Here is a 25853-nt window from a genome sequence, read left to right as displayed (position 1 = left end):
TTTATTCATTGAGTAGTTGTTGGATGCGTTCTATATGATGTGGCTGATCCCATTCGGTTCCGCCGAATAGGGCGTAGCGAATTTGGCCTTGTTTATCAATTAGGTAGGTGGTGGGGTAAGCCATGATGCGCCAATCTTTAATTGCCTGACCTTGTGGGTCGAGTAATACCGGAAAGTTAACCGGATTGGCTTTTAAAAAAGGTTCAAAATCTTTAGCTTGTTCGGCTAGGTTTACGGCGAGTATTTCAAAATTCTGTTCTTTAAATTGAGTTTTTAGGCGTGTCATTGAGGGCATTTCGTGCAAACAAGGCGGGCACCAGCTAGCCCAGAAGTTCAGTAGCACGACTTGTCCTTTAAGGTCGGCTAAAGATACTGAACCTCCAGCGAGTTTTGGCAGGCTAAGCGGTCGATTTTGTTGGCCTGAGTATGTCTGCAACGTATCTTTTTCGGTTGATGGTGTCGTAACGGCGGCATTTTGTTTGGTTTTAAGCGCGGGGCTTTGGCGAGCTTGAGTCATGTAAGGTGTCAGCAATCTCATAGCTTGGAGTAGTTGATCTGCAAAGCCGTCGCTGTAATTCTTTTCGATGGCTAAGGCATCTGGACGAAAATAAAAACGGTCTCGCACTTGGGGGAGTAATTGGATAAATACTGGGCTACCGGATTGTGATAATTGTGTTTTCAACTCGGGCAGTTGCCAGCGCCAGGGCGAAAGTTCGGCTTGTAACACAAAGCTCGGCAGATTGAGGTTTTGGCTGGCGGGCCAATATTGTGGGGGTTCGCCGGGAGCGGGTGTTTGGGTGTACAGGTTCGGGTTGATTAGAATTAATCCGATTTGGTCTTGCGGTGTTTGCTGAAAAGATACTAAGCCACGCGCCGCTAATTGAGCGGCTTTGTTCGTTGCGACAATATACAAGGGTAAACCATCTTGACGTGCTTTGACTAGGAGTTCGGTTAACCATTCAGTTGGCACGGCATCCACCGCGCTCGGGGTGGGTGATAAAAACAAGGCTTCATATAAATCCACATGCCAAGATTCAAGACCATATTTGGCGAGGGATTGGGCGAGTCGCTTTTCTTGCGGCAAAATTCCGTATTCCGATGGCAACCACAACACGCGTGCGACCGGCTGGTCGGCTTGTGTGACCTGTAGCGTGATTTGTGTATCGCTTAAATCTAGGGTTTGTGCGTGCGCCGTATAAAAAATGCCCCATAAAGCAAGTAGAAAACTAAATTTGAACCACCAGGCCTGGTATGAAGGTCTGGATAGGTTGTTAAGGTTTGTTTTAGTGTGTCGAGTAGTTTTATGGGTCATGTTTGGTTTTCTTATTCGTCCGCAACAAACTTTAGCACGTTGCCATTAATGCAGTAACGTTTGTAGGTTGGCGGAGGGCCATCATCAAACACATGGCCTAAATGAATGCCTGAGCTTGCACTACGCACTTCGACACGAGTCATGCCGTGGGCGCGATCTTCGTGATACGTGAGTGCGCCTTCAACTGGGTTAAAAAAGCTGGGCCAACCCGATCCGCTTTCAAATTTAGTATCGGTACGGAACAGTGGGGCGCCGGTAATGGGATCGACAAAGACGCCCGGACGTTTTTCATCTAAATGCGAGCCAGTAAAAGGACGTTCTGTACCTTGTTCAAAGGCGATGCGTTGTTGTTCTGGTGTCAGAAGCTCAAAACCGAGCCATTGCCAAAACCGCTGTTTATCGCCGTTATAACCGGTGTAACGTGAGACTTCTTGACCTTTTTTGAATAAGACGATGGTTGGTGTCGCAAATAAAGGTTTGCTGAGTTGCCAACCTTTAGGCGCTTCAGACGATAAGCTGGTGGTGACTGCGACATCAGCTTGCCAGTTTTGTAGAACTTCGGCTTTAAATAAATCGCAGAATCCACAATCTTTGGCTTCAAACACGATTAGTTGTTGTGCTTGATTTAAGTCCTCGCTCGACAAGGGGGTGACAGAGGCTTGCGGTTTTGTTTGGCTTTCTGCACTGGGATAGGGGACATTGGTGCCACCCAGGCCGCAGTAACCATTTGGATTCTTTTGCAGATAATCTTGGTGATAATCTTCAGCCGAACTATAGTTTTGCAGCGGGGCGATTTCGGTTGTGATCTGGCCTAAACCGGCTTGGCTCAAAGCTTTTTGATATTCGTTACGTGTGGCTTCCGCTAGTTGGCGTTGTTGATCGTTACTAAAGTAAATAGCGCTGCGGTAGTTGGAGCCCACATCGTTACCTTGTCGATCGCCTTGAGTTGGATTATGGTTTTCCCAAAACTGAATCAACACTTGCTCGAGACTAACTTGGTTAGGGTCAAAAAAAACTTTTACCACTTCGGCGTGATTGCGTAAATTCGCGTTCATGCCACGTTGCAAGGCACGTTCGTGCTGCAAAATGGCTTCGTAATTGGCTTCAATATCACCGTTGGCATAGCCGCTTTCAACATTGACCACACCCTCTAACTCGCCCATACGACGCTCGGCGCCCCAGAAACAACCCATGCCAAGCACAATGGATTCTAAGTTAGGGTTCGATGCTTGTGTCGGTGTCATAGATTGCTCCTGGGTGCAGCCGCTCAGCCATAAACTGCCGACTAATAAACCGTAAGTTAACCAGCGAGTTGCTGAGAGGGAAAAGTGCATATTAAATATCCTAGTAATTAAGTCAAGTATACGGCTTTTAAGCCTGCAAAACTAGCCATAAACCTTTTATAGAATTTGAACTTCCAAATGGCTATTCAGCGAAAGCGATGCGGTCGGCCAGCTTATCTAGGGCGGTCATAACACAAGCTTCGTCACGCTCCCCACCTGGTGCACCACTGACACCAATCGCGCCGACTCGACTACCGCCTACTGTAATTGGCACGCCACCTACCATCATTAAAATGCCGTTTACATGATTCATTTCTGGCCGAATATCGGCGCGTTGTTCTCTGAACGTGCCAGAATTAATGCCTGACATTAACGCCGCATTGGCTTTTTCTTCAGCGATTTGCAGGGTGAATTTGGAGGCCACATCGTCACGTAAAGCCACGCGTTGATTGCCATGACGATCAACCACCACGGCACTGACTGAATAGCCATTTTCTCGACACGCCAGTACGGCTTCGGTCGCTAGATCACGGGCGAGCTCCATGCCAATGCTGGATTCGCGGACTAAATCACCTGCGAAAGCGGGCCAGCTCGTCAAGGCGATCAGAGTTAATAGCCATGTTTTTTTCATGTCTACATCCTAGTTGTTTGGGAAACGGGTTTGGATTCAACCAAATCATTGAGTGAGTTAAGACTATAAGTGGATCACTTAAAAGGCAATGACTTAGGATTAAAGTTCACTATATTTGTGAAAAGTACCAGGCCTGGCAGAAAGGAAGGACGCCTTTCAAATAGATTGAAAGGCGTAATAACGCGAAATTACAGAGTTTTCATCACAATGCGCGCGGCTTCGATCGTTTTATCAATATCCGCATCGGTATGCGCGCTGGATACAAAACCGGCTTCGAAGGCCGATGGAGCTAAATAAACACCTTCGTTTAACATGCCATGATAGAACTTACGGAAACGTTCCATGTCGCATTTGGCGACTTCGGCGAAGCGAGTAATGTTTTTGTCTTCTGAGAAGAAAAAGCCAAACATCGCGCCGACTTGGTTAGTGGTAAACGGAACACCGGCTTCATCTGCTACGGCTTGTAAGCCATTCACTAAACGCGTGGTTTTAGCTTCTAAGTTTTCAAAGAAACCTGGGGCGCGCAATAGGTGTAAGGTGGTTAAACCTGCCGCCATCGCAATTGGATTGCCTGACAAGGTTCCGGCTTGGTACACCGGGCCTAATGGTGCGATATGACTCATGATTTCTTTTTTACCACCAAATGCGCCCACCGGCATACCGCCGCCGATCACTTTGCCAAAGGTGGTTAGATCCGGAATGACGTTATAACGACCTTGCGCGCCGTCTAAGCCTACTCGGAAACCACACATCACTTCGTCAAAAATCAGGACTGCGCCCGATTGGTCACACACTTCACGCAAGGTTTCTAAAAACCCAGGCTCTGGTGGAATGCAGTTCATATTACCCGCAACCGGTTCAACGATAATGCAGGCGATTTGGTCGCCAATTTCTGAGAAAACTTTGCGAACTTCGTCCGAATCATTATGGGTCAGGGTGAGGGTTTCAGACGCTAACGCCGCAGGCACACCAGGCGAAGACGGGACACCTAAAGTTAAAGCGCCAGAGCCAGCCTTTACTAATAAAGAGTCCGAATGTCCGTGGTAGCAGCCTTCAAACTTAACGATTTTATCGCGTCCGGTATAGCCGCGTGCTAATCGTATAGCGGTCATGGTGGCTTCGGTGCCGGAGCTGACCATGCGCACCATATCAAACGAGGGGATGAGTTCGCAAACTAAATCAGCCATGGTGGTTTCAAGCACGGTTGGTGCACCAAAGCTTAAACCGTGTTCGGCTTGTTTTTGCACGGCTTGAATCACTTCTGGGTGGGCGTGGCCTAAAATCGCTGGGCCCCATGAACCTACATAATCAATATATTGCTTGTCGTCTTCGTCGGTTAAGTACGCGCCTTTGGCCGATTTAAAAAAGACCGGATCGCCGCCTACGCCTTTAAAAGCTCGAACGGGTGAATTCACACCACCTGGAATGTGTTTTTGAGCGGCGATAAATAAATCATGAGAGCGAGACATAAGCATCCTTTTTGTTGTTTATCCACAAATACACAGAGATACGAAGTGGGTTGTATTTCGTTCGAAGATGGGAGTAAAAATTCCGATTAGAGGGGAAGGTTATTTCCGCTAATTCCATAATCTTCGTATCGTCGTGAACTCTATTTTAAAACCGAAATTATACATTGAATAGGCTTGCGATGTCAGTCGCCGCTTGGCGGATATTGGCTTGCGCAAACAATCCTTGAATAATCGCGACACTGTGTGCACCACTTTGAATTAACGGCGGTGCATTCTGGGCGGTGACACCGCCAATCGCCACAATTGGAATATGAAGCTGCGCACGAGCCTGAGTTAATGTGTCCAAATCGGCGGGCGGGGCATGGGGTTTGGTTTTTGAGTTAAAAAAACGGCCAAAGGCGACATAGTCCGCGCCCAGTTTTTGCATTTGATGAGCACGATCCAAATCGTTATAGCAGGAGACACCAATAATGGCCTTGTGACCAAGTTGAGCACGCGCTTCGTTTAAGGCGGCATCGTTTTGTCCAATATGAATTCCGTGCGCTTGACTTTGTTTTGTTAGTTCAATCGAGTCATTAATAATCAACCAGGCCTGGTAGTGCTCGCACAGGGTTTTAAGTTGGCGAGCGGTTTCTAACTGTTGGTCAAAGTCAGAGCTTTTATCACGATATTGGACTATACGAGCGCCGCCTTCGAGCGCTTGACGTACGTGCTCAATAACCACCAGGCCTGGTGATAGGGCTGGGTCGGTAATTGCATATAAACCCTGAATAGGCATGATTAAAAAGTAGGTAGAAAATTGAAACAGCCCAAGACTGGGCTGTATGCATGGTTCAGATGTTTCATCAAACTTAGAGTTGCGGACTCAGTTTTTCAATGCGCTCGTGCAAATGGGTCATATCGGTGTCACCAATTTTTCGGTAGACGATATTGCCATTGGGCGCGATTAAAAAAGTGGTCGGCGTCAACTTGATATCACCGAATGCTCGGCTCAAAGAACCGTCGGTATCTTTAATAAAGTTAAACGGGTAGTTGTGCGCCTTAATAAAGGCATCGACTTGGGCCGCCGGATCATAGTCCATTGAAATCGATAGCAACTCAAAACGGTCGCCTAATGCATTTTTCAATTCCGCCAAACTCGGCATTTTGCTAACACAGCTTGGGCAAGAGGTCGCCCAGAAGTTGACCAATACGGGTTTGTTAGGCTGATTAAGTTGTAGGGTTTGACCATCAGAGGCCTTAACTGTAATCGCCGGTGCTTTTTCACCGCCCGATAAGCTGAAAAACAAGACCGCACCTAAAAGCGCGATTATGAACCCGCCAAATAGTTTTGTAGAAAGCTTGTTCATAGGTTTCTCCTATTCTTTATTGGTCAAAAACTGAAACGATGATAGGTCATTTAACAGAAATCGTGAGTTCTGACAAAAAGGGCGAACACTTAGGTTCGCCCCAAATTTGGTTAAATACCCATTAAAGCTTAGGCCGTAATCGTTTCAACACCTTTTTGACTACCACATAAAAATACATCAGCTTTGCGACAGGCAAATAGGCCGTTCGTTACTACGCCAACGATTTGGTTGATTTCGGTTTCCATCGCGACCGGGTCGGTAATTTTTAAACCGTGTACATCTAAAATAATGTTGCCATTGTCGGTAGTGAAGCCTTCACGTAATACGGGTTCGCCACCAAAACGTTTAACAATTTCGCGTGCAACATAACTGCGCGCCATTGGAATCACTTCGATTGGTAAAGGGAATTTGCCCAAAACATCGACTTTTTTACTTTCATCGGCGATGCAAACAAATTTCTTGGCCACGGCTAACACAATTTTTTCACGTGTTAAAGCTCCACCGCCACCTTTAACAAGGTGTAAAGCCGGATCAGCTTCGTCGGCGCCGTCTATGTAGACAGAAATTTCACTGACGCTGTTTAGATCAAGTACCGGAATACCGTGTCCACGTAAACGTTCGGCTGAAGCTTCAGAGCTGGCCACCGTACCTTCAATGGTATGTTTAATTTTAGCCAATTCGTCAATAAAGAAGTTGGCCGTTGAACCCGTGCCTACGCCAATAATGGTTTCCGGAACTACGTGTTCAATGGCGGCTTTGGCCACCAGCTGTTTTAATTCATCTTGTGTCATCTATGTGTCCACCCTTTGTATTTATCTTATTATGATTTCTATAAGCAAAACTGCCGGCCATTTTAAAACAAAACGACTACAAAAGTATAGCCAAGATGGTCTTGATGCTTGTTTTGTCCATTGGATGTTATACTTTTAGTCGATTTTTGATTGAATGAATTGTTTTATAAGAGGTTTTTACGATGCGACGTTATTGGGTATATGCGCTGTTATGGGTTTTAATTTTAGGCTTACAAGGTTGCTTTGAAAGTAAACCATCAGACTTGGCGGTAGAGGTGATGGCCAAACGTTATTGGCAAGATAACTTAAAGTTAAATGAATTGTTTCCATTGACTGATACCCAAATGCTTAATGCGCATAAGCAAGGGGCGGACACCTATGTCGCGCAAGTTCGTTACCGCGTAAAATCCGCGATTAATGAAACGGATCTAGTCGCACGTTTGCAACAAGCTGATCAGGAAGGGATAGAAACGCATTTAGATCAACCGGCTGTGGTTTCTGTTTTAAAAGCCTTGCCGACCGGGTTTCGTCAAAATGATACATTTGAATTGGTGAAACAGTTGCAGTTCCGGAATGGCTCAAGGGGGTGGTTGCTGGAGCAAGAATTGGCCTTGTAGTATGTATTTTATCTGTATAAATACTTAATTAATACTTCTTGTATCTGTTTTTTTTGCTTGTTCTATGCGATAGTGGAATTCTGTTTGTTGGGGAGTGATGCGGATGGATCGTTTAAAAGAAACAGAAAACTGGCTATTCAAACGCACCTGGTGGGGGTTGCTGAGTTTGGTCCTAATTTTAACCCTGAGTTTTCAGGCCTTGTTTTTCTTTCTGCAATACCGCGATAACACCCATCAATTAGAATCCTTTCAAAATGACCTTTTTCACAAAGAGTTTTCTGCGCTTCAATCGCATTTAGAACGTGAACTTAACTTAATTAAACAATCGCTTAACAACAATAGTTTTGATGCCCAAGAAGTCATTGACCGCTTACGTTCTCAACGTTTTGGTCTTGAGGATCGGGGTTACTTTTTTGTTCTGAAATTGCATGATATTGAAGGCGGTCCCGGGTTTGCCGAGCATTTGTTGTTACCGATTGATCCGAGTCAAGAAGGTGTGCTGATCGATTCTGGGCTATTGGATGAAAAAGGCTTTGCTTATCGAGAGCAATATTTATCTCAGTTGCGTGAAAGTGGTCAATCTCAAGTCAGTTATTGGTATACAAAACCCGGAACGGATTTTTCCAGTGAAAAAACCAGCTATATTCATTTAATTCCTGAATTGAACTGGGTACTAGGTGCGGGTTTGTATTTAGATGATTTTGATGCCTTGGTCAGCCAGTATCATGCCAGCCAACAAAGCCGATTAATTACCAGCGCGATTTGGTCTTTGGGGGCAAGTTTCGTATTGGTATTCTTGGCCTTATTAGTTATGCACCACTATAACCAAAGATCGATGAGGCGGTTGCGCAAATTGCACCAGCAGGTATCGGACTTTCAATCTCAAATGGTGTCTTACAGTCATCGTTTACAGGTAGACGTTGAGCGCAAGGCCCGGCAGTTAGAAAAAATGTATCAAGTTGATACTTTAACTCAGGCACTTAACCGCCGTAAATTAAAGCAAGACTTGGTCAGTTTACGCAAAAATGAAGCCGTGATCATGGTGAATATTGATGGATTTAAAGAAATCAACGAAGTATTTGGCAACGAAATCGGCGATGTAATCTTATGTGAACTGGCTTATAAACTGAAGCAGCGCTTTGTCGAAGACCGGGTTTATCGTTTAAATGCCGATGTATTTGTACTGATTTTTACACCGGATTTAAATGAAGATGTACACGCACTATTAAACGAATTGCATCATCATTTAGTACAAGATCGTTTACCGCAGTTTAATGACCACGATGTCGAATTTAATGTCACGATTGTGGGTACGCAGGAGCATGAAAACACCCTTGGTCGCTTAGAAATGACGATGTTGCATGCCAAGTTCAAGCGTTTAAATACCTTATGTTATAGCCCTGATTTAGATTATTCGGCGCAGTATCGCTCTAATTTATCCATTAGTCATGAGATTCGAACCGCGATTGAACAAGACCGGGTGACCCCTGTGTTTCAAGCGATTCGTGACTTGCAAACCAATCGAATTACCCATTATGAATGCTTGATGAGGATTGAGGATGATAGCGGGCATATAAACCCAGCGAGTTTTTTACATGTCGCGCAACGCTCCAAACTTTACCCACAATTGGTCAGGATTATGTTGCAAAAATCGTTTGCTGCGTTTGAAGATTCAGAACTCAATTTTAGTATTAACTTATCGTATGAAGACATTATTAGTGACGATATTCGAAAAACGATTTTTGGTCTGTTAAACGATAAAAATGCTGGGCGCGTGATTTTTGAGATTCTTGAATCGGAAGGTATTGAGAATTATCCTGAAGTCTCACATTTTATTAGTGAGGTCAAATCTCGTGGTTGCAAAATTGCGATTGATGATTTTGGCACGGGTTACTCTAATTTCGAACATTTGTTAAAGCTTAATGTTGACTATATCAAGTTGGATGGCACCTTAGTTGAGGGCTTGCTGGAAAACAAAGAAGCGCAATATGTGGTCGAAAGCGTGGTGTATTTTGCCAAGCATGTCGGGATTAAGGTGATCGCTGAGTTTGTTAGCCAACCGGCTTTAATTGAGATGGTAAGAAAGCTGGGGATTGATTATGCGCAGGGTTATGCGATTGGTTATCCAAGTGTCGACTTAGTGTCTGACGAGTCTAACGCCTAAAAGAACAAGCACCAGGCCTGGTGCTTGTTCTAACTCAAGCTATTAACTTTCTTTAGTCGCACTTTCAGGTTTTAATGTGGTTTTTTCAAGGCGTTTAACTGCGTTGGATTTGCTGCGAATATTAAACGTCAGTTTCGCCACATCATCAAACACCTTGGCAAAATGCACCGTCATATCGGTTTTTAGATAATCCGGTAATTCATTGTAGTCTTTGCGGTTGTCGTCCGGCAGAATCAACTCTTTTAAACCGATGCGTTTGGCGGCGATGACTTTTTCACGTATCCCACCTACGGGTAACACTTGGCCGGTTAAGCTGAGCTCGCCCGTCATGGCGAGTGGACGAATTACAGCTTCATCTCGCGCTAGCGATAACAGGGCGGTCGCCATCGTCACACCGGCGCTTGGGCCGTCCTTAGGCGTGGCGCCGTCCGGTACGTGCAAGTGCACAAAGGCTTCATCAAAGAATTTTGGATCGGCTTTAAATTTATCTAGGTTGGATGAAATATAGCTATAAGCAATACCCGCCGATTCTTGCATCACTTCGCCCAGCTGACCGGATAATTTAAAACCGCGATTAAGCGTGTGCACGCGACTGGCTTCAATGGTTAAGGTCGCGCCACCCATTGACGTCCAAGCTAAGCCGGTAACCGTGCCGATTTGTTGTTGGTGTTTTTCTAAATTAAATCGAGGTTGTCCTAAATAGGTCTCAAGCTGATTTAAGTGTAAGCGCGCCTGCTCAATTTCCCCCGTCACCAATTTAATCGCGACTTTGCGAATGAGTTTCGCCAGTTGTTTTTTCAAATTACGCACACCGGCTTCACGCGCATAACCTTCGATGACTTGTCGGATAGCGGCCGGTGTTATTTGCATTTGTTGTTTGCTTAAGCCCGCGTCTTTTAAGAGTTCAGGCCAAAGGTGATGTTTGGCAATCTGAATTTTCTCTTCGGTGATATAACCTGATAAACGAATCACTTCCATGCGGTCTAATAATGGCCCTGGAATCGTGTCCAAGGTGTTGGCGGTGCAGATGAAAACCGCTTTGGATAAATCAAAGCGTAAGTCCATGAAGTGATCCATAAATTCATGGTTTTGTTCTGGATCTAATACTTCGAGCAAAGCCGAGGCGGGATCGCCTTGATAGGAGGCGCCGATTTTATCGACTTCATCTAACATGATCACCGGATTGGCGGTTTGGCAGTCTTTTAAGGCTTGCACAAATTTACCCGGCATCGCGCCAATATAGGTTCGGCGATGGCCTTTTATTTCGGCTTCATCTCGCATTCCGCCCACTGAGAAGCGATAAAACTGGCGGCCTAGCGTATCGGCGATCGAACGCCCAATCGAGGTTTTCCCCACGCCGGGTGGGCCAACCAAGCAGATAATCGATCCCGATACTTCACCTTTTAAAGCGCCCACGGCTAAGAACTCGAGAATACGGTCTTTAACATCGTCTAGACCATCGTGACCTTTATCTAAAATTTTGCGCGCTCGTTTTAAGTCGAGTTTATCTTTGCTGTGTTTGCCCCAGGGAAGTTGGGTTAACCAGTCAAGCCAATTACGCGATACGTTATATTCGGGTGATTGGGGGTCTAAAATAGCCAGCTTATTGAGTTCTTCTTCGGCTTTCTTTTCGGCTTCTTCAGTGAGCGCTAAACTTTGCATGCGCTCTTGAAAAAGGTCCGCATCCGCTGTGCGATCATCTTTGACAATGCCAAGTTCTTTTTGAATTTCTTTTAATTGTTGACGCAAGAAAAAGTCACGTTGTTGATCGCTTAGATTTTCTTCTACTCGTTCACGGATATTGAATTGAAGTTTGGTGACTTCAATTTCATGCTTAAACAAGGCCAATACTTTTTCTAGGCGTTCCATTAAATCCAAGGTTTCGAGCACATCTTGCAGCTGCTCAGCATTTGCAGTAGTAATGGCGGCGGCAAAGTCGGCCAGGTGTTCTGGGTCTTCTGGGTTGTAGCGATTTAAAAAGTAACGTAATTCCTCGCTGTAGAGCGGGTTAAGTGGTAAAAGCTCACGAAACGCATTCATGATCGCTAAGCCGTAAGCTTTGTATTCTTTGTCGGTCGCGGTGCGAATATCTTTTGGGTAGCTCACTTGTGCTTTGTAAGGTGCGCTATCGCTTAACCAATGTTCGATTTGAAAACGGCACACGCCTTCGGCCACTAACTGAATATGATGGTCACGAATTTTTGGTTCGTGAATACGGATTAGCGTACCAATTTTATGGAATTCTTCGGGTTTAGCGTTGTGGTGGTCGTCGTTATCGACATAAATGACGCCCACATGCTTAGCTCCACTTTCGGTTATGGCTTCAATAGTTTCTAACCAAACACTTTTGTTCAACACCACAGGTAGCGTTTGACCCGGAAAGAAAGGCCGCTCTTTAATGGGGATTAAAAAAATCGCCTGTGGCAAACTGGCGGTGGCTTTAGCCAGTAATTTTGGGGTAATGTCGGCTTCATAATGTACTTCATCGTCGGATTCGATGTCATCAAATACAGCGTCTTCTGACTCGGATTTTTCGAGTTTGCTATCAGCCGCATTCGGTGACGCATCATTTTGCTCCGCCTGGTTAGTTGGTTCAAATGAATCGTCTGAACTGTACACTTCATTGTTGACGGCATCCCACGAATCCTGGGTTGGATTGTCGGAATCTTCTTCGTTTGCGGATGTTTTTGAATTTTCGTGTTCTAATTCTGAGTCGCTCATACGGGCTTCAATTTTATATTAGTTAATGAATTACGGTATCATATGCGGGTCTTAATGCTCAGTTTCAAGGGGAGTGCATGCAAAACATTAAAATTGGCTTTGTGACGGTTTCAGATCGCGCCAGTTCTGGCGTTTATGAAGACTTAGGCGGGCCGGCCATGCAAGAATGGATAAAACTCGCTTTATCAACAAGTTGGCAAGCGGTGCCAAAACTAATTCCAGATGATCAGGCCACCATTGAGCAAACCCTAACCCAGATGGTGGATGAAGACGGCTGTTGTTTAATTTTAACCACAGGTGGTACTGGTCCGGCTAAACGCGATGTGACGCCTGAAGCGACCATGGCGGTTTGTGATAAAGTTTTAGATGGTTTTGCCGAACAGATGCGCGCTGTATCATTGCAATATGTGCCAACCGCGATTTTATCGCGCCAAATTGCAGGCACACGAGGATCTTGTTTGATTATTAATTTACCGGGCAAGCCATCGGCGATTAGTGAATGTTTAGAAGCGGTTTTTCCAGCGGTGCCTTATTGCATAGATTTAATTGAAGGGCCGTTTCTAGAAACCCATGATGACTTTGTGAAAGCGTTTCGCCCCAAACATGCAAAGCAAAAGGCCAGCGAGTGAGTAATTTAAATTACCAGCCAGAAGGCTTGGAAAGCGTAGAAGATTTTATTCGATGGGGTGGCTCATTATTTCAAAAAGCAGGCCTGGTGTTCGGACATGGCACGGATAATGCATTCGATGATGCCAAGGTGTTGGTTTTGCATAGTTTAAGCTTGCCTTGGAGTCTAGCTAATCAATATTGCAAAGCGCGTTTAACCGATCATGAACGTCATGAAGTAACGGAGTTGTTACGTCGACGCATAGAAACTCGTAAACCAAGTGCGTATTTAATTGGCGAGGCGATGTTTGCCGGTTTGAAGTTTTATGTGAATGAATACACGTTAGTACCACGCTCGCCCATCGCAGAGTTAATTGCGCAGGCGTATCAACCTTGGGTTGAACCTGAATCGGTGACACGGGTGTTGGATTTGTGTACCGGTTCGGGCTGCATTGGCATCGCATCGTTACAAGCTTTGCCAAATGCCAGCGTAGACTTGGTGGATATTTCGCCGCAAGCCCTAGAAGTGGCACAGAGAAATATTGCGCGTTATGATTTAGAAGCCGAGGCACGAGCAATCGAGTCAGACTTGTTCTCGGCTTTAGCGGGTGAGCGATATGACTTAATTGTGTCAAACCCGCCTTATGTTGACCAAATTGAAATGGATGCGTTACCCGAAGAATTTAAAGCCGAGCCTGCATTGGGTTTAGCCGCCGGTGAAGATGGTTTGGATTTGGTTCGCAAGATTTTGGCTCAGGCCGCCGATCACTTAACCGAAGAGGGTGTATTAATCGTTGAGGTGGGTGTGTCGCAATATTATTTGGAGCAAGTATACCCAGAACTTCCCTTCTATTGGTTTGAATTTGAACATGGAGGAGAGGGTGTGTTTGCTATTAATCGCAATGAGTTGGTGTTGTTTCAGGATATTTTGAACCAACGTGTAAATGCTTGAGAGGAATTGAGATGAAAAAGTGGCTAGCGGCATGGGCATTCAGTCTTTTATCGACAGGCGTATGGGCTGAAGAGCCTTTAATTGATTTGGCTTCTGAAGTTCAGCCCGCTGTGGCCGAACAAGGCCAAGTGCAAACGCAGTCCGAACCTGATCCTGAATCCAAATCGTCTGAGAGCACTGAACCTGCGGCTTCAAATACGGACGGTGCTACCAATAAATCTGACACAAAACCAGATAAACCCAGTTTGCCGCCTGTAGTCGCGGAACCTGCAGAATGGGGTTATGTGGCTGAGCAAGCCCCACGTTATTGGGCCCAGTTGGATTCGCGTTATCAAACCTGTGCTTTAGGCAAAAACCAGTCGCCGATTAATTTAACCAGCCAGCAAGCGGTTCAAACTCGTGGGTTACCAGCTTTGGATATTGCTTATCGCGATGTTCCGTTGCGTTTGATTCATTCGGATCACGGTTTGCGTGGCAATTATCCTTTGGGCAGTTACATTCAACTAGGCAAGCAACGCTATGAACTTACCCATTACACTTTTCATACGCCCAGTGAACATCATATTGAAGGCTTTGCTTATCCGATGGAAATTCAATTAATGCATCGCAACGGTGAAGGCAATCAAGTGGTGATGAGTGTGATTGTGCAAGAAGGTGAAAATAATGAACAGCTTGCGACGATTCTGAAAAATTTGCCGAATAAAAAAGATAAGTTACAAGTTTTTGAAAAGGTAAATTTTAATCCGGTTAAATTCTTACCGGGCGATAAACGGTTTTACCGCTATATTGGCTCGATGACACAACCGCCTTGTGAAGAAGGCGTGGTGTGGCTGGTGTTTAGCAAACCGATTCAAGCCTCAATCAGTCAGCTGGTAAAATTGAACGAGTTGATGGGTGATAATGCGCGTCCATTACAAGGCTTAAATGGCCGCGTGCCGATGAAGTCTTGGATGCAGGAATCGGCGGACAGTCATCCAGCTCAATCCTCCCCCGGTTATTATTTTGATTATTAAAGCGGATTATTAAGCTGGCTAGACAAATTTATTTGATTTAGCCAGCTTAAATCACAAGACCAAGCGCTAGCAAAGCGAAACAATAGATTAGGAAAAAGTGATTATGGCGGGCAATACCTTAGGGCAAGTTTTTCGAGTCACTACCTTTGGCGAAAGTCATGGCGTAGCATTGGGTTGTATTATCGACGGCTGTCCACCAGGCCTGGTGATTAGTGAGGCCGATATTCAAGCTGAGCTTGACCGTCGTAAACCTGGCACATCAAAATTCACCACTGCGCGTCGTGAGCCGGATCAAGTCAAAATTTTATCGGGCGTGTTTGAAGGGGTGACCACCGGTACGCCGCTTGGTTTGTTAATCGAAAATACCGATCAGCGCTCGCAAGACTATTCTAAAATTTCGGAAACGTTTCGCCCAGCCCATGCTGACTATACCTATTTGCAAAAATACGGTGTGCGAGACTATCGCGGGGGTGGACGTTCATCTGCACGTGAAACCGCGATGCGTGTGGCGGCCGGCGCGATTGCTAAGAAGTATCTAAAAGAGCGCTTAGGAGTCGAAGTGCGCGGTTATTTATCGCAACTTGGGCCGATTAAGGTTGAAAAGGTCGACTGGTCAATCATTGATAATAATCCGTTCTTTTGCCCAGACTCGGCCAAGGTTTCTGAAATGGAAGCTTATATGACCGAGCTGAAAAAAACCGGTGATTCGATTGGTGCCAAAATTACGATCGTGGCCAAAAACGTGCCAGTTGGCTTAGGTGAGCCGGTGTTTGATCGTTTGGATGCGGATTTAGCTCATGCTTTAATGAGCATTAACGCGGTCAAAGGCGTCGAAATTGGTGATGGTTTTGCGGTGGTTGAGCAAAAAGGCACCCAACATCGCGATGAAATGTCACCGGAAGAAGGCTTTATGTCAAATCATGCTGGTGGTATTTTGGGTGGTATTTCAAGTGGGCAAGATATTACGGCGCATATCGCACTTAAGCCAACGTCGAGTGTTACTGTGCCGGGTAAAAGCATTAATCGTCAAGGAGAAGCGGTCGAGATGATCACCAAAGGTCGCCATGATCCTTGCGTTGGTATTCGAGCTACACCGATTGCTGAGGCGCAGATGGCGATTGTGTTGCTAGACCATTTTATGCGTCAGCGTGCCCAAAACGCAGATGTGGTGCCCCCTGTGATGGATTTGGCGAAAATTGCACACTCCTAGCGAATCATTGGCGCGCTTACCAGCGGCGCGCTTATCGAGTTACTATTTCTTTTATTTCACTCTGTTTGGTACTTTATTGCCATTTTTTGGCCTGTATATGCAATCGCTGGGTTTCAGTGCTTGGCAAATTGGGCAGGTGATGGCGGTTCTGATTGGTACTAAAATTGTCGCCCCCTATATTTGGGGGTGGTTAGCTGATCAAACTGGACATATGATTCGCTGGGTCCGGGTGTGTATTGGGTTTGCCACCTTAGCCTCAGTTGGACTTTTATGGACGCACAGCTTTGAAGGCGTGTTGTTGGTAGTGGCCTTGTTTAGCTTTTTTTGGCATGGCGGCTTACCTTTATTTGAAGCTTATACCTTCAGCCAGCTCGGATCCCAGAAGGCACGCTATGGCAAAGTGCGTTTATGGGGTTCTATCGGCTTTATTGTGGCTGTATTAGCTTTAGGTGAACTGTTTACACGTTGGGGTTTGGCTGGGTTTCCGTGGGTGATTTTAGGGTTGTTTGTGGCTTTGTGGTTGACCAGTTGGACTTTAAAAGATCAACCCAAAAAAGAGTCCGAAGGAACCGATAATCGATTTTGGGGGATTGCACGATCCCCTGTGGTTTTGTCACTGTTAGCCGTTAGTTTTTTGATCCAGTTTTCGCATGGTACCTACTACAATTTCTTTTCAATTGATCTGGTTAGCTATGGTTACAGCAAAAGCCTGATTGCGGGATTATGGGCGCTGGGCGTGACCGCCGAAATATTTGTGTTTTTTTGGATGGTGCATTTATTTTCACGTTATCGAGTGCGAGCCTTGATTATCGCGAGTTTAGTCTTAACCTTAATTCGTTGGCAACTCAATATATGGGGCGTGGAAAGTTTAAGTGTCATGATGTTTGCGCAACTCTTGCACGCCGCAAGTTTCGGTTTATTTCATGCCGCGGCTTTGCATTTAATTGACAGTTTATTTTATGGCGCTAATCGTGGGCGCGGCCAAGCCATTTATGCCACTGCCAGCCAAGGTTTGGGCGGAGCGTTGGGTGCGTTAGGGGCGGGTCTAACTTGGACGTTGGGCGGCGCTATGCTATCGTATATGGCCTCAAGTTTCGCTGTACTTATCGGTTTAATGATTGCCTGGCGTTGGTTGCGACCAGTCACGGTGTAAGCCAACCACCAGGCTTGGTGGTTGTGCCAATATTTAGAAAGGAGAAGCAATATGCGTTTTTTACACACTATGCTACGAGTGGGTGATTTACAAAAGTCGATTGATTTTTATACCTCTGTAATGGGAATGACATTGTTGCGTCAAAAAGATTATCCGGCGGGCGAGTTTACGCTGGCGTTCTTAGGTTATGGGGATGAATCGGATCATACGGTATTGGAGCTAACCTATAACTGGGGCGTGTCGAGCTATGATTTAGGCGAGGGCTATGGTCATATCGCGATTGAAGTCCCTGATGTTTACAAAGCGGCCGATGCAGCAAAAGCCAAAGGCGCGAAGATTTTGCGTGAAGCGGGCCCAATGAATGCGGGAACCACTATTATTGCGTTTATTGCCGATCCAGATGGTTATCAGATTGAATTAATCGGTGCCGACCATCAACGAGGATAAGTTAAATTATGATTTTTTCAGCCAAACATCAGCATGTTGTGTTTGCCTTTTTTATGTCTTTTATGATGTCGGCGATTATGTCGTTTGTGATCAGTCTCATTAATTTGGGCTGGGTTGATAATATTCTATCCATCTGGTTTCAGGCTTGGGTAATGGCATTTATTGTGGCTTTCCCTGTCATCTTAATAGTGGGGCCCTTGGTAAGAAAGCTAGTTAGTTGGGTTGTGAAACAACCTTAAAATAATATAAATAAATCAGTAGGGAAAAGTATGTCTGCAAACTTTGAAAATGTCACAGTCGTTAAACAAGCAAATATTTATTTTGACGGTAAGGTGACCAGTCGAGTGGTTAAGTTTAATGATGGTTCACGTAAGACCTTGGGTATTATGATGCCGGGTGATTATGAGTTTGGCACGGATGAAAATGAGTTAATGGAAATTATGGCTGGTGAAGTAGAGATTTTGTTGCCAGGTGAAACTCAGTGGCAAACCATTAAAGGCGGGCAGTCGTTTGAAGTTCCTGCAAATGCGAAATTTGGTATTAAGGTCAAATCAGTTACAGATTATTGCTGTACTTATTATTAACCGCTTTATTCAATATGCCTTAAAGCACCAGGCCTGGTGCTCCAGGTTTATAAAGGCTGAATCTGATTTTAAGATTCGGCCTTTTTTTGTTTGCGCTTGCGGTATTTTTGCCATTTAAAAATAAACATAATGCCAATTTTTAAAGCGATAAGTACCACAAACGCAATCATGCCAATGGTACCAATATGTTCAATCCACATGCTGGATCCTTTGATTTATTAAGCTTGAGTTAGGGCCGATATTATCCCATGTAAGCCGGTGAAAACACAGTACATCAAGCCTCACAAAATTGGGTTTTAAAAAGTGGTGGTAATGCTGGCTAGACTGACTGATAATGCGAATATTAGCTATTTTCTGACAAAGCTTGGCTGAAAGCCTATTATCAAAAGGACCTATTTTGAACCAGTTTGCTGAATTTATTGATCTGCTTAAATCGTTGATTCGAGAACCGAGTGTGGTGGGGGCAGAGCATTCATTTTTTCGTGTATTGCAACGCGAGTTGGAAGAGCGTGGCGCCAGGGTGACCTGGTATGAAGGTTTATTAGTGGCGCAAGGTACTGAACCTCATTCATCTATGTTTTCGGCGCATATTGATCGGCATGGTTTAATTTGTACTGGGCCAAACGAGTTTCAGTATGCGGCTTTTGTGTCTGGTCATCGTTCAGATTTATTAGGAAATGCGGTGAGTGAAGAGCTGATGCTGCGCATTAGTGATCGTTTTGATGCTACGCCTGTGATGGCTTATGAGCCTTGGTCTGGTGCTTATCGCGGTTCTGGGGTGATTCGGAACACTTATATCTGTGAGTTTCGTAATAACTTGATTTTTGAGCTGGAGGGGTTGGAGCATTTGGTAGCTGGCACGCCAGTGGGCTTCCGAGATAGTTTAAAAGTTGAAGATCAATGGCTAAAGGGGCAGTTGGATAATGTATTAACCGCAGCTCTGTTAGTGCATATGTTTAGTTTAGGTTATCAGGGAACCGCTTTTTTTACCGCACAAGAAGAGTCGGGGAGTAGTTGGCGTTATCTATTGGAATGGTTTCGTCGTTTTGGCGGTTCGACCAATCAGTTGATTGTGTTGGATACCAGTCCCTATCCAAACCGTGAAGCCGTGTTAAAGCAAGAGGTGGTGTTACGTAAAAAAGACAGCCACGCGCATTATCACGAAACGACTACACAAGCCTTAGCTCAAGCCTGTCAAGAGTTAGGCATAGGTTATAGTTATAAGGATGAGTTTGTTGAAGCGCAAAACCGAGAACTACAGAAACAAGGCTTGCCGCCTAAGTCGCTAGGCAGTACGGAGATGGGGCGTATTATATTAGCGTCAAATGGTTTCGTGCATGGCACCACGTTACAAATTCCGACCACCGGTTACCATACTATGCAGGAATCCGCTGCGATTCAATCTTGCCAGTCGTTTTTGAATTTATTGATGAAGGTAGCGAAGTTGGATTTCACTTAAAGCTTTAACCACCAGGCTTGGTGGTTAAAGTTGAAACGGGCTAGGGTAAAACGAATCCAATGCTTTGTTGGACATCTTGTAGCGTTTTATGTGCTTGTTCACGAGCACGTTCTGCACCTTGTTTTAAAATGCCTTTTAAGTGGTTTTCATCTTCACGAATCTCATGAAAGCGTTGTTGAATTGGTGCGAGATAATCCACGATGAGTTCTCCCAGTTCAACTTTTAAGTGACCATACATTTTGCCTTCAAAATATTTAATTACTTCATTTATTGGTTTACCACTAATGACGGAATAGATGGTTAGCAGGTTTGAAACGCCCGGCTTATTCTCAACATCATATTCAATTACATCACCAGAGTCAGTCATGGCTTTTTTGCACTTCTTTAGAATCGTTTTAGGGTCGTCCAATAAAGCAATAAAGTTATTTTTATTGCTGTCGGATTTCGACATCTTACTGGTCGGATCTTGTAGGCTCATAATGCGTCCGCCGGCACTGGCTTCAGCAATAAAGGGTTCAGGTACTTTAAATAGCTCACGCTCAAACCGATTATTAAATCGATGCGCTAAATCTCGTGTTAATTCAAGATGTTGTTTTTGATCCGCACCCACCGGAACCAGTTCGGTTTGGTATAGCAAAATATCCGCCGCCATCAGAACTGGGTAATTAAATAAACCGGCATTAATATTGTGCTCATGTTTTTGTGATTTGTCTTTGAACTGGGTCATACGGTTAAGCTCGCCCATATAGGTTGAGCAGTTTAAAATCCAAGCTAGTTCAGCGTGTTCGGGGACGTGCGATTGAATAAAGACCGTGCTTTTATTTGGGTCAATCCCAGAGGCTAGGTAGAGTGCAACAAAATCTAAACTGCGCTTAGCCAGTTCTTCGGGGGACTGTTCGACAGTGATTGCATGCATATTCACTAAAGAAAACAGACATTCGTAATCATCTTGTAACTTGACCCAATTTTTGATCGAGCCAATGTAGTTACCAATCATTAAGTCGCCGGAAGGCTGGATGCCGCTAAACAGGATGGGTTTGCTCATAGTGCCGTCTTTATTCTTTGAGTGAAAAGAAGGTATTCTAACCTAACTCGCTTTAGGGCTGAATACTGAAGCGGAGGTTTAGCGTAATTTGTATTCGATTGGCACGGTGTGACGCCATTCTTTGCGTTGAATTTCTTCTGGAAAGGCCTTAAAAAACATCTGCATACGTTCGGTGAAAATACTTAGAGCCGCTTCATCCAGTATTTGTTTGCCTGAACTATCAACGACGCTTATATTCGTTATAGAGCCATCCGCTCGCGTGGTAAAACGCAAAATAACCCGTCCTTGCCAGTTACGACGTTTAGCCATCGTTGGGTAAGTATCTTGGGCATGACGCATGAGCGTTGTAGCTAACTCGGATAAATAACGTTTCTCAGCTTGGTCAATTTCGGATTGGCTGAACTGCGGCGCTAAGGGTTCCGGCTCCGGCTGAGGTTCCGGTTCGGGCTGAGGTTCCGGTTCGGGCTGAGGGGGCTGAGGTTCCGGTTCGGGCTGAGGTTCCGGTTCGGGCTGAGGTTCCGGTTCGGGCTGAGGTTCCGGTTCGGGCTGAGGTTCCGGTTCGGGCTGAGGTTCCGGTTCGGGCTGAGGTTCCGGTTCGGGCTGAGGTTCCGGTTCGGGCTGAGGTTCCGGTTCGGGCTGAGGTTCCGGTTCGGGCTGAGGTTCCGGTTCGGGCTGAGGTTCCGGTTCGGGCTGAGGTTCCGGTTCGGGCTGAGGTTCCGGTTCGGGCTGAGGTTCCGGTTCGGGCTGAGGTTCCGGCTCAGGCATCTCAAACATATTGAGCGTAACAGGTACCGAACTTTCGGTGCTGACTATTGGTGTTTCTTCTGACCTAAAAAACCATAGCAGAACCGCTACCGTGAGCAACGCATAAATAAGGAGGGTGAGGATAAAAGCTTTAACCGAATCGTTTAATTTCACGGCTGCTTGCGTTCCGTCAGAATCGTTAAATTGTCATGTTGCTGGCGTTTAAGCATGTCCATTAAACGGACAAAATGGCGAAATTCCACGAGCTGATCAACGCGTAATTGAATATGAGTGCTAGCCTCAAGTTGATTGAGTTGCTGGCCAAACTGCTCGCTATTAACTTCCTCGCCATCCCAATAAAATTGGCCGTGTTGATCAATGGATATATTCAGTTTGTCTTCATTATCTGGATCATACGTGCTGGTATGTTCGGTTTTTGGCAGTTGAATATCGAGTTTATCATTCACGATAAAGGATGCTGTGAGTAACACGATCGCTAACAAAACCAACATGACGTCAATAAGTGGTACAACGTTCATTGAATCAAAACGCTTCATACTTATTGATCCTGGTGGACTTTATAGTGTGCCTGTAAAACATCCACTCGACGCAAAAGACCGTTGTAGGCCATTAAGGCTGGAATTGCGACCGCAATACCAGCGGCGGTTAGTTTAAGTGCGAGTGCTAGACCAGTCATGATGACAGAGGTTTCGAGGCTGTCTTGTTGGCCTATTTCGTAAAAAGTAATTAATATGCCGATGACTGTACCCAAAAGTCCAACATAAGGTGCGTTGGCACCTATGGTTGAGAGGGTGGTGAGGTTTTTTGTGATTTCAATATTGAGCAGCTCTATATGGTTAAAGGCCTTAACATCCAAGCGGCGATATAAAAATAGTCGCTCTAGTGTGATCCAGATGGCCAGAAACCCCATCAAGCCTAAAATGCTAAAAAAAGTGATGTCTAGGTAGAGGTGTATATTTTGCATGCTAAAGCAGTCCTGTGATTGTTTAAAGTCGAGAAGTACTTTAAAAATTGTGCTTGGATTATGATTGTTCAAGATGGCTATGTCAATACAAATGATAATGGTTCTTAGTTGGTGGGCTTTTGAGTTGCAGTTTTGGGCACCGAAGAGTAATATTAACCCTGATATTTTTGGATGAATTTAACAAATATAAGGATTCAAAATGAAGCGTCGTGATTTATTAAAGTCAGCCTTTGGTCTGACCGCTGGTTTAGCTGGTTTTTCGGTGATGAAGCCGGTTTATTCGGCCGATGATTGGGTAGAAAAAGGTCCAGATATGCCAAATGTACCCATCACAAAAGTAACCAATCGCTGTTATTACTTTTTAGCCCAGGATGGTGAACCATCCCCTTCAAACCAAGGCTTTTTTAGTAATCCGGGTTTTATCGTTACCTCTGAAGGCGTAATGGTTGTGGATACAGGCGGCTCGCTGCAAATTGGCGAAATGTTAGTTCGTCAGATTAAAACCGTAACCGATAAGCCAGTTGTTAAGGTGATTAATACACATATTCATGGTGATCATTGGCTAGGTAATCAGGCGTTTGTTGATGCTTACCCTGATGTTGAAATTTACTCGCATCCAAAAGTGATCCAGCAAGTTAAAGACGGTGCCGGTGAATTTTGGGTTGGCTTTATGAGTCGTAACACCAATAACGCGACTGCAGGAACAGCGGTAACGCCTCCGACTAAAGAGTTGCATGGTGGTGAAACGATTAAAATGGGTGATACTACATTTAAAATTCATTACTTGGGTAAGGTGCACACGGACTCGGATTTAGCGGTTGAAGTGGTTGAAGATAAGATTTTGTATAGTGGTGATATGATGATGCGTCGTGTTGCGAACATGGCGGATGGCAGTTTTCCAGGCTCTATTTCTGCAATGGAAGAGCTGGCAAATATGGATATTAAAACCTTTATTCCTGGGCACGGCTTGCACGACGGTAAAGCTTTAGTAAAAGAACAAAAAGAGTTTTTTGAAGTGATATATAACACGGTTGGCAAGTATTATGACGAAGGTTTGTCGGATTTTGAAATCAAACCGAAAATTGAAGCCCATCCATTTATGCAAAAGGTGGCTAGTAAGTGGCCTGGTTATGAGCATACAATTGGCCGTTTCGTAAGTGATGCTTACCATGAGTTTGAAATGAGTTTATTTTCATGAATTTAGTTTAAACGCAATAAAAAAGCGGGCCTAGCCCGCTTTTTTATTGCCAGAATATTCCACAATTTTAGAAGCGAAGTTGTTAGTTAACGAAATCCAAAATTGCGTCTAAGCCTCGATAATTGAGTGAACAGCTAGCCTGTTGCTGAACTTTTGGCTTGGCATGATAAGCAATGCTTAAACCGGCCTGAGACATCATAAGTAAATCGTTTGCACCATCACCAACCGCTATCACTTGATTTGGTTTTATTTCTAATTGTTCACAGAGTTCGAGTAAAAAATCCGCTTTTGCTTGTGCTCCAATAATTGAACCGTCAATTTGACCAGTGAGCTGATCTTGAGCGATTTTTAGTTTATTAGCGCGTGCAAAATCTAAATTTAATGTTTGTTTTAAACGATCAGTAAAAAAGTCAAAGCCACCGGATACTAGAGCAAATTTTATGTTTTTTTGCTTTAAACCGGCTAAACACTTTTCTGCTCCTAGGTTCAGTGTTAAGCGTTCATCGTATACTTTTTGCAGCGCTTGAATATCCAAACCTTTTAATAAAGAGACACGCTGTGTGAGGGACTCTTCAAAGTTAAGCTCGCCCCGCATGGCGGCTTCTGTAATTTCTGACACCTGGGGTTTTAGATCCATCATATCAGCAATTTCATCAATGCACTCAATTGCGATCAAGGTTGAATCCATGTCACTAATGACCAGTTTGACTTCAGCAGGATTAAATCCTGTAGGCAGGACATTCAGATCCAAATTAAGTTCTTTTGATAGGTCAGCCAACTCCACTGAGTTAATAGGTTTATCTGTTTCAATTTTATAATGTTGGGCGTGTTGATAGGGTTTGCCATAAAGGCGTTCGAAGCTTTTTATCTGTTCAAAGTTTAGGGTCTGTGTGTGAATTATAATAGTCGACATGGTTGTCCTTTATATAGCTGAATCTGTTGTATCAACAATGTGAGTGAAAGATAGTTGATCGTGCAAACTTTGGTTGTTTTTGCTGAACCATAACCACAACCAGCCGAAGCCAAGTGTGATGATGGAAAATAAGCTCAATACAAATCTTATGGTTGCATCGCGACGGGTAAGCAAGTAGTTGTCAGTTCGAACCAGACGCAATTTCCAACTCCGTAATCCAGGTGTTTGACCAGTCTGTAACCAAAAATAACTCAAATAAATATAGCTGACACCCAGTAGGTAAATTTGAAAAGCGAGTAAGGTCATCGGCTGGCTTTCAAACCCCTCTCCTTGCCAGATGACAAAGGGTATCGCCGCCACAAACCAAATAGCGAATAGTAATAGCAGGTCGTAAAATAGGGCAAAAATAATTTTAGCTTTAAGCATGGTTTTGGGTCATAGAGTGAAAGAATGTATTATAGAGCTTAGAGAGGTTTAGTGTAAAAGAAAGGATGCAATCATGAATTTACCCGATGGTTTGTTAGGTTGGCAATGGGCTGTTACAGGTTGGGGGATTTATTCAATCGTGATGGTGTGGGCACTAAAGACGGCCCCTTGGTATAAGGTGAAAAACGATAAAAATGCGCAACATGTTTGGTTTGGCGCGGCTTTTTTATTGATTTTATTGTGGAGTATGAGTGCGAGCATTAGTGGAGGGTTTAGTTTTCATTTTTTATTGATGACGACTATTACTTTGATGTTTGGGCCACAATTTGCCTTAATGGCGATGACGTTGGGCTTGCTAGGTGTCACTATAAACGGCGAAGAGGGTTGGGGTATGTTTGGTTTAAATGCCTTGTTGATGGGCTCGATTCCAATCGTTTTAACTTGGTGGCTTTATAAGCTAGCTTATCGATACTTAGATCGAAACTTTTTTGTTTATGTTTTTTTGAATGGATTTTTAGCGGCGGGTTTAGGCTCGCTTTTGGCGATGTTAAGCGCAGCAGGCGTTATGTATTGGGGAGAGGTATATAGTTATGAAGAGTTGCGTTATAACTTCTTGATTTTTATACCGATGCTTGTTGCACCCGAAGCTTTTTTAAATGGGTTTATAATAGCCAGTCTTGTGCTGATGAAGCCAGAGTGGGTCAGTAGCTTTAGTGATGCAGATTACCTTAAGGGTAAGTGAGAGTTGAATAAGGTTTAAGAAATTAGGGTATAAAAAAGC

28 protein-coding genes are annotated in these 25853 nt (G+C 44.5%); 13 read left to right on the top strand and 15 right to left on the bottom strand.

Annotated elements, in window-relative coordinates:
- Position 1 precedes the first annotated feature (1 nt).
- The 7 genes from N746_RS0107600 to rpiA all read right to left on the bottom strand — a co-directional run bounded on the left by N746_RS0107600 (position 2) and on the right by rpiA (position 6835).
- Entirely contained in the window at positions 2–1312 is a 1311-nt protein-coding gene (locus N746_RS0107600; RefSeq protein ID WP_051678579.1) for a TlpA disulfide reductase family protein, read from the bottom strand.
- An 11-nt stretch (positions 1313–1323) separates the two neighbouring features.
- Positions 1324–2556, bottom strand: coding sequence for a peptide-methionine (S)-S-oxide reductase MsrA (msrA, locus tag N746_RS0107595; RefSeq protein ID WP_038126114.1), 1233 nt, complete (start codon positions 2554–2556; stop codon positions 1324–1326).
- Positions 2557–2737: 181 nt separating this feature from the next.
- Complete coding sequence (locus N746_RS0107590; RefSeq protein ID WP_029935416.1) at positions 2738–3226, bottom strand: GlcG/HbpS family heme-binding protein; 489 nt, start codon at positions 3224–3226, stop codon at positions 2738–2740.
- Between the two features lie 188 nt (positions 3227–3414).
- Entirely contained in the window at positions 3415–4695 is a 1281-nt protein-coding gene (gene hemL / locus N746_RS0107585) for a glutamate-1-semialdehyde 2,1-aminomutase (protein WP_029935414.1), read from the bottom strand.
- A 157-nt stretch (positions 4696–4852) separates the two neighbouring features.
- Positions 4853–5473 carry a thiamine phosphate synthase gene (gene thiE, locus N746_RS0107580; protein WP_029935413.1) on the bottom strand — a complete coding sequence of 207 codons (621 nt, stop codon included), beginning with the start codon at positions 5471–5473 and terminating at the stop codon, positions 4853–4855.
- Positions 5474–5546: 73 nt separating this feature from the next.
- Positions 5547–6044 carry a TlpA family protein disulfide reductase gene (locus N746_RS0107575; RefSeq protein WP_029935410.1) on the bottom strand — a complete coding sequence of 166 codons (498 nt, stop codon included), beginning with the start codon at positions 6042–6044 and terminating at the stop codon, positions 5547–5549.
- Positions 6045–6172: 128 nt separating this feature from the next.
- A complete protein-coding gene (rpiA, locus tag N746_RS0107570) occupies positions 6173–6835 on the bottom strand; it encodes a ribose-5-phosphate isomerase RpiA (protein ID WP_029935408.1) in 663 nt (220 codons plus the stop codon).
- A 182-nt stretch (positions 6836–7017) separates the two neighbouring features.
- Here rpiA and N746_RS0107565 point away from each other — a divergent pair, with 182 nt between their 5' ends.
- Together N746_RS0107565 and N746_RS10695 are read left to right on the top strand one after the other, a co-directional pair.
- Positions 7018–7452, top strand: coding sequence for a hypothetical protein (locus N746_RS0107565; protein ID WP_029935406.1), 435 nt, complete (start codon positions 7018–7020; stop codon positions 7450–7452).
- A 103-nt stretch (positions 7453–7555) separates the two neighbouring features.
- Positions 7556–9616 carry an EAL domain-containing protein gene (locus N746_RS10695; RefSeq protein WP_051678578.1) on the top strand — a complete coding sequence of 687 codons (2061 nt, stop codon included), beginning with the start codon at positions 7556–7558 and terminating at the stop codon, positions 9614–9616.
- A gap of 42 nt (positions 9617–9658) precedes the next feature.
- Here N746_RS10695 and lon read toward each other — a convergent pair whose 3' ends face one another.
- Entirely contained in the window at positions 9659–12337 is a 2679-nt protein-coding gene (lon, locus tag N746_RS0107555) for an endopeptidase La (RefSeq protein WP_081836003.1), read from the bottom strand.
- 77 nt (positions 12338–12414) lie between these two features.
- Here lon and mog point away from each other — a divergent pair, with 77 nt between their 5' ends.
- From mog to ppnP, 8 genes are all read left to right on the top strand, one after another.
- Positions 12415–12966, top strand: coding sequence for a molybdopterin adenylyltransferase (gene mog, locus N746_RS0107550; protein WP_029935401.1), 552 nt, complete (start codon positions 12415–12417; stop codon positions 12964–12966).
- Positions 12963–13895 carry a 50S ribosomal protein L3 N(5)-glutamine methyltransferase gene (gene prmB / locus N746_RS0107545; RefSeq protein WP_029935398.1) on the top strand — a complete coding sequence of 311 codons (933 nt, stop codon included), beginning with the start codon at positions 12963–12965 and terminating at the stop codon, positions 13893–13895. The genes mog and prmB overlap by 4 nt, the downstream gene beginning before the upstream one ends.
- 11 nt (positions 13896–13906) lie before the next feature.
- A complete protein-coding gene (locus tag N746_RS10690) occupies positions 13907–14908 on the top strand; it encodes a carbonic anhydrase (RefSeq protein ID WP_051678577.1) in 1002 nt (333 codons plus the stop codon).
- Positions 14909–15011: 103 nt separating this feature from the next.
- Complete coding sequence (gene aroC / locus N746_RS0107535; protein ID WP_029935394.1) at positions 15012–16118, top strand: chorismate synthase; 1107 nt, start codon at positions 15012–15014, stop codon at positions 16116–16118.
- Positions 16105–17271: an MFS transporter gene (locus N746_RS0107530; RefSeq protein WP_029935392.1), complete on the top strand. Its 1167-nt coding sequence runs from the start codon at positions 16105–16107 to the stop codon at positions 17269–17271. The genes aroC and N746_RS0107530 overlap by 14 nt, the downstream gene beginning before the upstream one ends.
- Before the next feature lie 51 nt (positions 17272–17322).
- On the top strand, positions 17323–17718 hold the full coding sequence (gloA, locus tag N746_RS0107525; RefSeq protein WP_029935390.1) for a lactoylglutathione lyase: 396 nt from the start codon (positions 17323–17325) through the stop codon (positions 17716–17718).
- An 8-nt stretch (positions 17719–17726) separates the two neighbouring features.
- The gene (locus tag N746_RS0107520; protein WP_029935388.1) at positions 17727–17957 is read left to right on the top strand and encodes a DUF2798 domain-containing protein; all 231 of its coding nucleotides are present in this window, start codon (positions 17727–17729) and stop codon (positions 17955–17957) included.
- 30 nt (positions 17958–17987) lie between these two features.
- Positions 17988–18302 (top strand): pyrimidine/purine nucleoside phosphorylase, encoded by a 315-nt coding sequence (gene ppnP / locus N746_RS0107515; RefSeq protein WP_029935386.1) that lies wholly within the window; start codon positions 17988–17990, stop codon positions 18300–18302.
- Positions 18303–18370: 68 nt separating this feature from the next.
- Here ppnP and N746_RS10950 read toward each other — a convergent pair whose 3' ends face one another.
- On the bottom strand, positions 18371–18502 hold the full coding sequence (locus N746_RS10950) for a hypothetical protein (RefSeq protein ID WP_281169732.1): 132 nt from the start codon (positions 18500–18502) through the stop codon (positions 18371–18373).
- A 197-nt stretch (positions 18503–18699) separates the two neighbouring features.
- Between N746_RS10950 and N746_RS0107505 the strand changes: the two genes are divergently transcribed.
- Complete coding sequence (locus tag N746_RS0107505; RefSeq protein WP_029935384.1) at positions 18700–19761, top strand: zinc-binding metallopeptidase family protein; 1062 nt, start codon at positions 18700–18702, stop codon at positions 19759–19761.
- Between the two features lie 40 nt (positions 19762–19801).
- On the opposite strand, the gene trpS is transcribed toward N746_RS0107505, so the two are convergent.
- The 4 genes from trpS to exbB all read right to left on the bottom strand — a co-directional run bounded on the left by trpS (position 19802) and on the right by exbB (position 22535).
- A complete protein-coding gene (gene trpS, locus N746_RS0107500; protein ID WP_029935382.1) occupies positions 19802–20806 on the bottom strand; it encodes a tryptophan--tRNA ligase in 1005 nt (334 codons plus the stop codon).
- Between the two features lie 78 nt (positions 20807–20884).
- The gene (locus tag N746_RS0107495) at positions 20885–21724 is read right to left on the bottom strand and encodes an energy transducer TonB (RefSeq protein ID WP_029935380.1); all 840 of its coding nucleotides are present in this window, start codon (positions 21722–21724) and stop codon (positions 20885–20887) included.
- Positions 21721–22107 carry an ExbD/TolR family protein gene (locus N746_RS0107490; protein ID WP_029935378.1) on the bottom strand — a complete coding sequence of 129 codons (387 nt, stop codon included), beginning with the start codon at positions 22105–22107 and terminating at the stop codon, positions 21721–21723. Before N746_RS0107490 ends, N746_RS0107495 begins: the two co-directional genes overlap by 4 nt.
- A gap of 2 nt (positions 22108–22109) precedes the next feature.
- Positions 22110–22535, bottom strand: a complete 426-nt coding sequence (gene exbB, locus N746_RS0107485; RefSeq protein WP_029935376.1) for a TonB-system energizer ExbB — start codon at positions 22533–22535, stop codon at positions 22110–22112.
- 199 nt (positions 22536–22734) lie between these two features.
- Here exbB and N746_RS0107480 point away from each other — a divergent pair, with 199 nt between their 5' ends.
- On the top strand, positions 22735–23733 hold the full coding sequence (locus tag N746_RS0107480; RefSeq protein WP_029935373.1) for an MBL fold metallo-hydrolase: 999 nt from the start codon (positions 22735–22737) through the stop codon (positions 23731–23733).
- Positions 23734–23815: 82 nt separating this feature from the next.
- Here N746_RS0107480 and serB read toward each other — a convergent pair whose 3' ends face one another.
- Positions 23816–24646, bottom strand: coding sequence for a phosphoserine phosphatase SerB (serB, locus tag N746_RS0107475; RefSeq protein ID WP_029935371.1), 831 nt, complete (start codon positions 24644–24646; stop codon positions 23816–23818).
- 9 nt (positions 24647–24655) lie between these two features.
- On the bottom strand, positions 24656–25072 hold the full coding sequence (locus tag N746_RS0107470; RefSeq protein ID WP_029935369.1) for an RDD family protein: 417 nt from the start codon (positions 25070–25072) through the stop codon (positions 24656–24658).
- A 73-nt stretch (positions 25073–25145) separates the two neighbouring features.
- Between N746_RS0107470 and N746_RS0107465 the strand changes: the two genes are divergently transcribed.
- Entirely contained in the window at positions 25146–25814 is a 669-nt protein-coding gene (locus N746_RS0107465; RefSeq protein ID WP_029935367.1) for an energy-coupling factor ABC transporter permease, read from the top strand.
- Positions 25815–25853: the final 39 nt, after the last annotated feature.

It is taken from the genome of Thiomicrospira pelophila DSM 1534 (genome assembly GCF_000711195.1).
In the GTDB taxonomy this organism is placed as follows: domain Bacteria; phylum Pseudomonadota; class Gammaproteobacteria; order Thiomicrospirales; family Thiomicrospiraceae; genus Thiomicrospira; species Thiomicrospira pelophila.
Note: the sequence above shows the minus strand (reverse complement) of the source record. Positions and strands in the feature narration are given on the sequence as shown.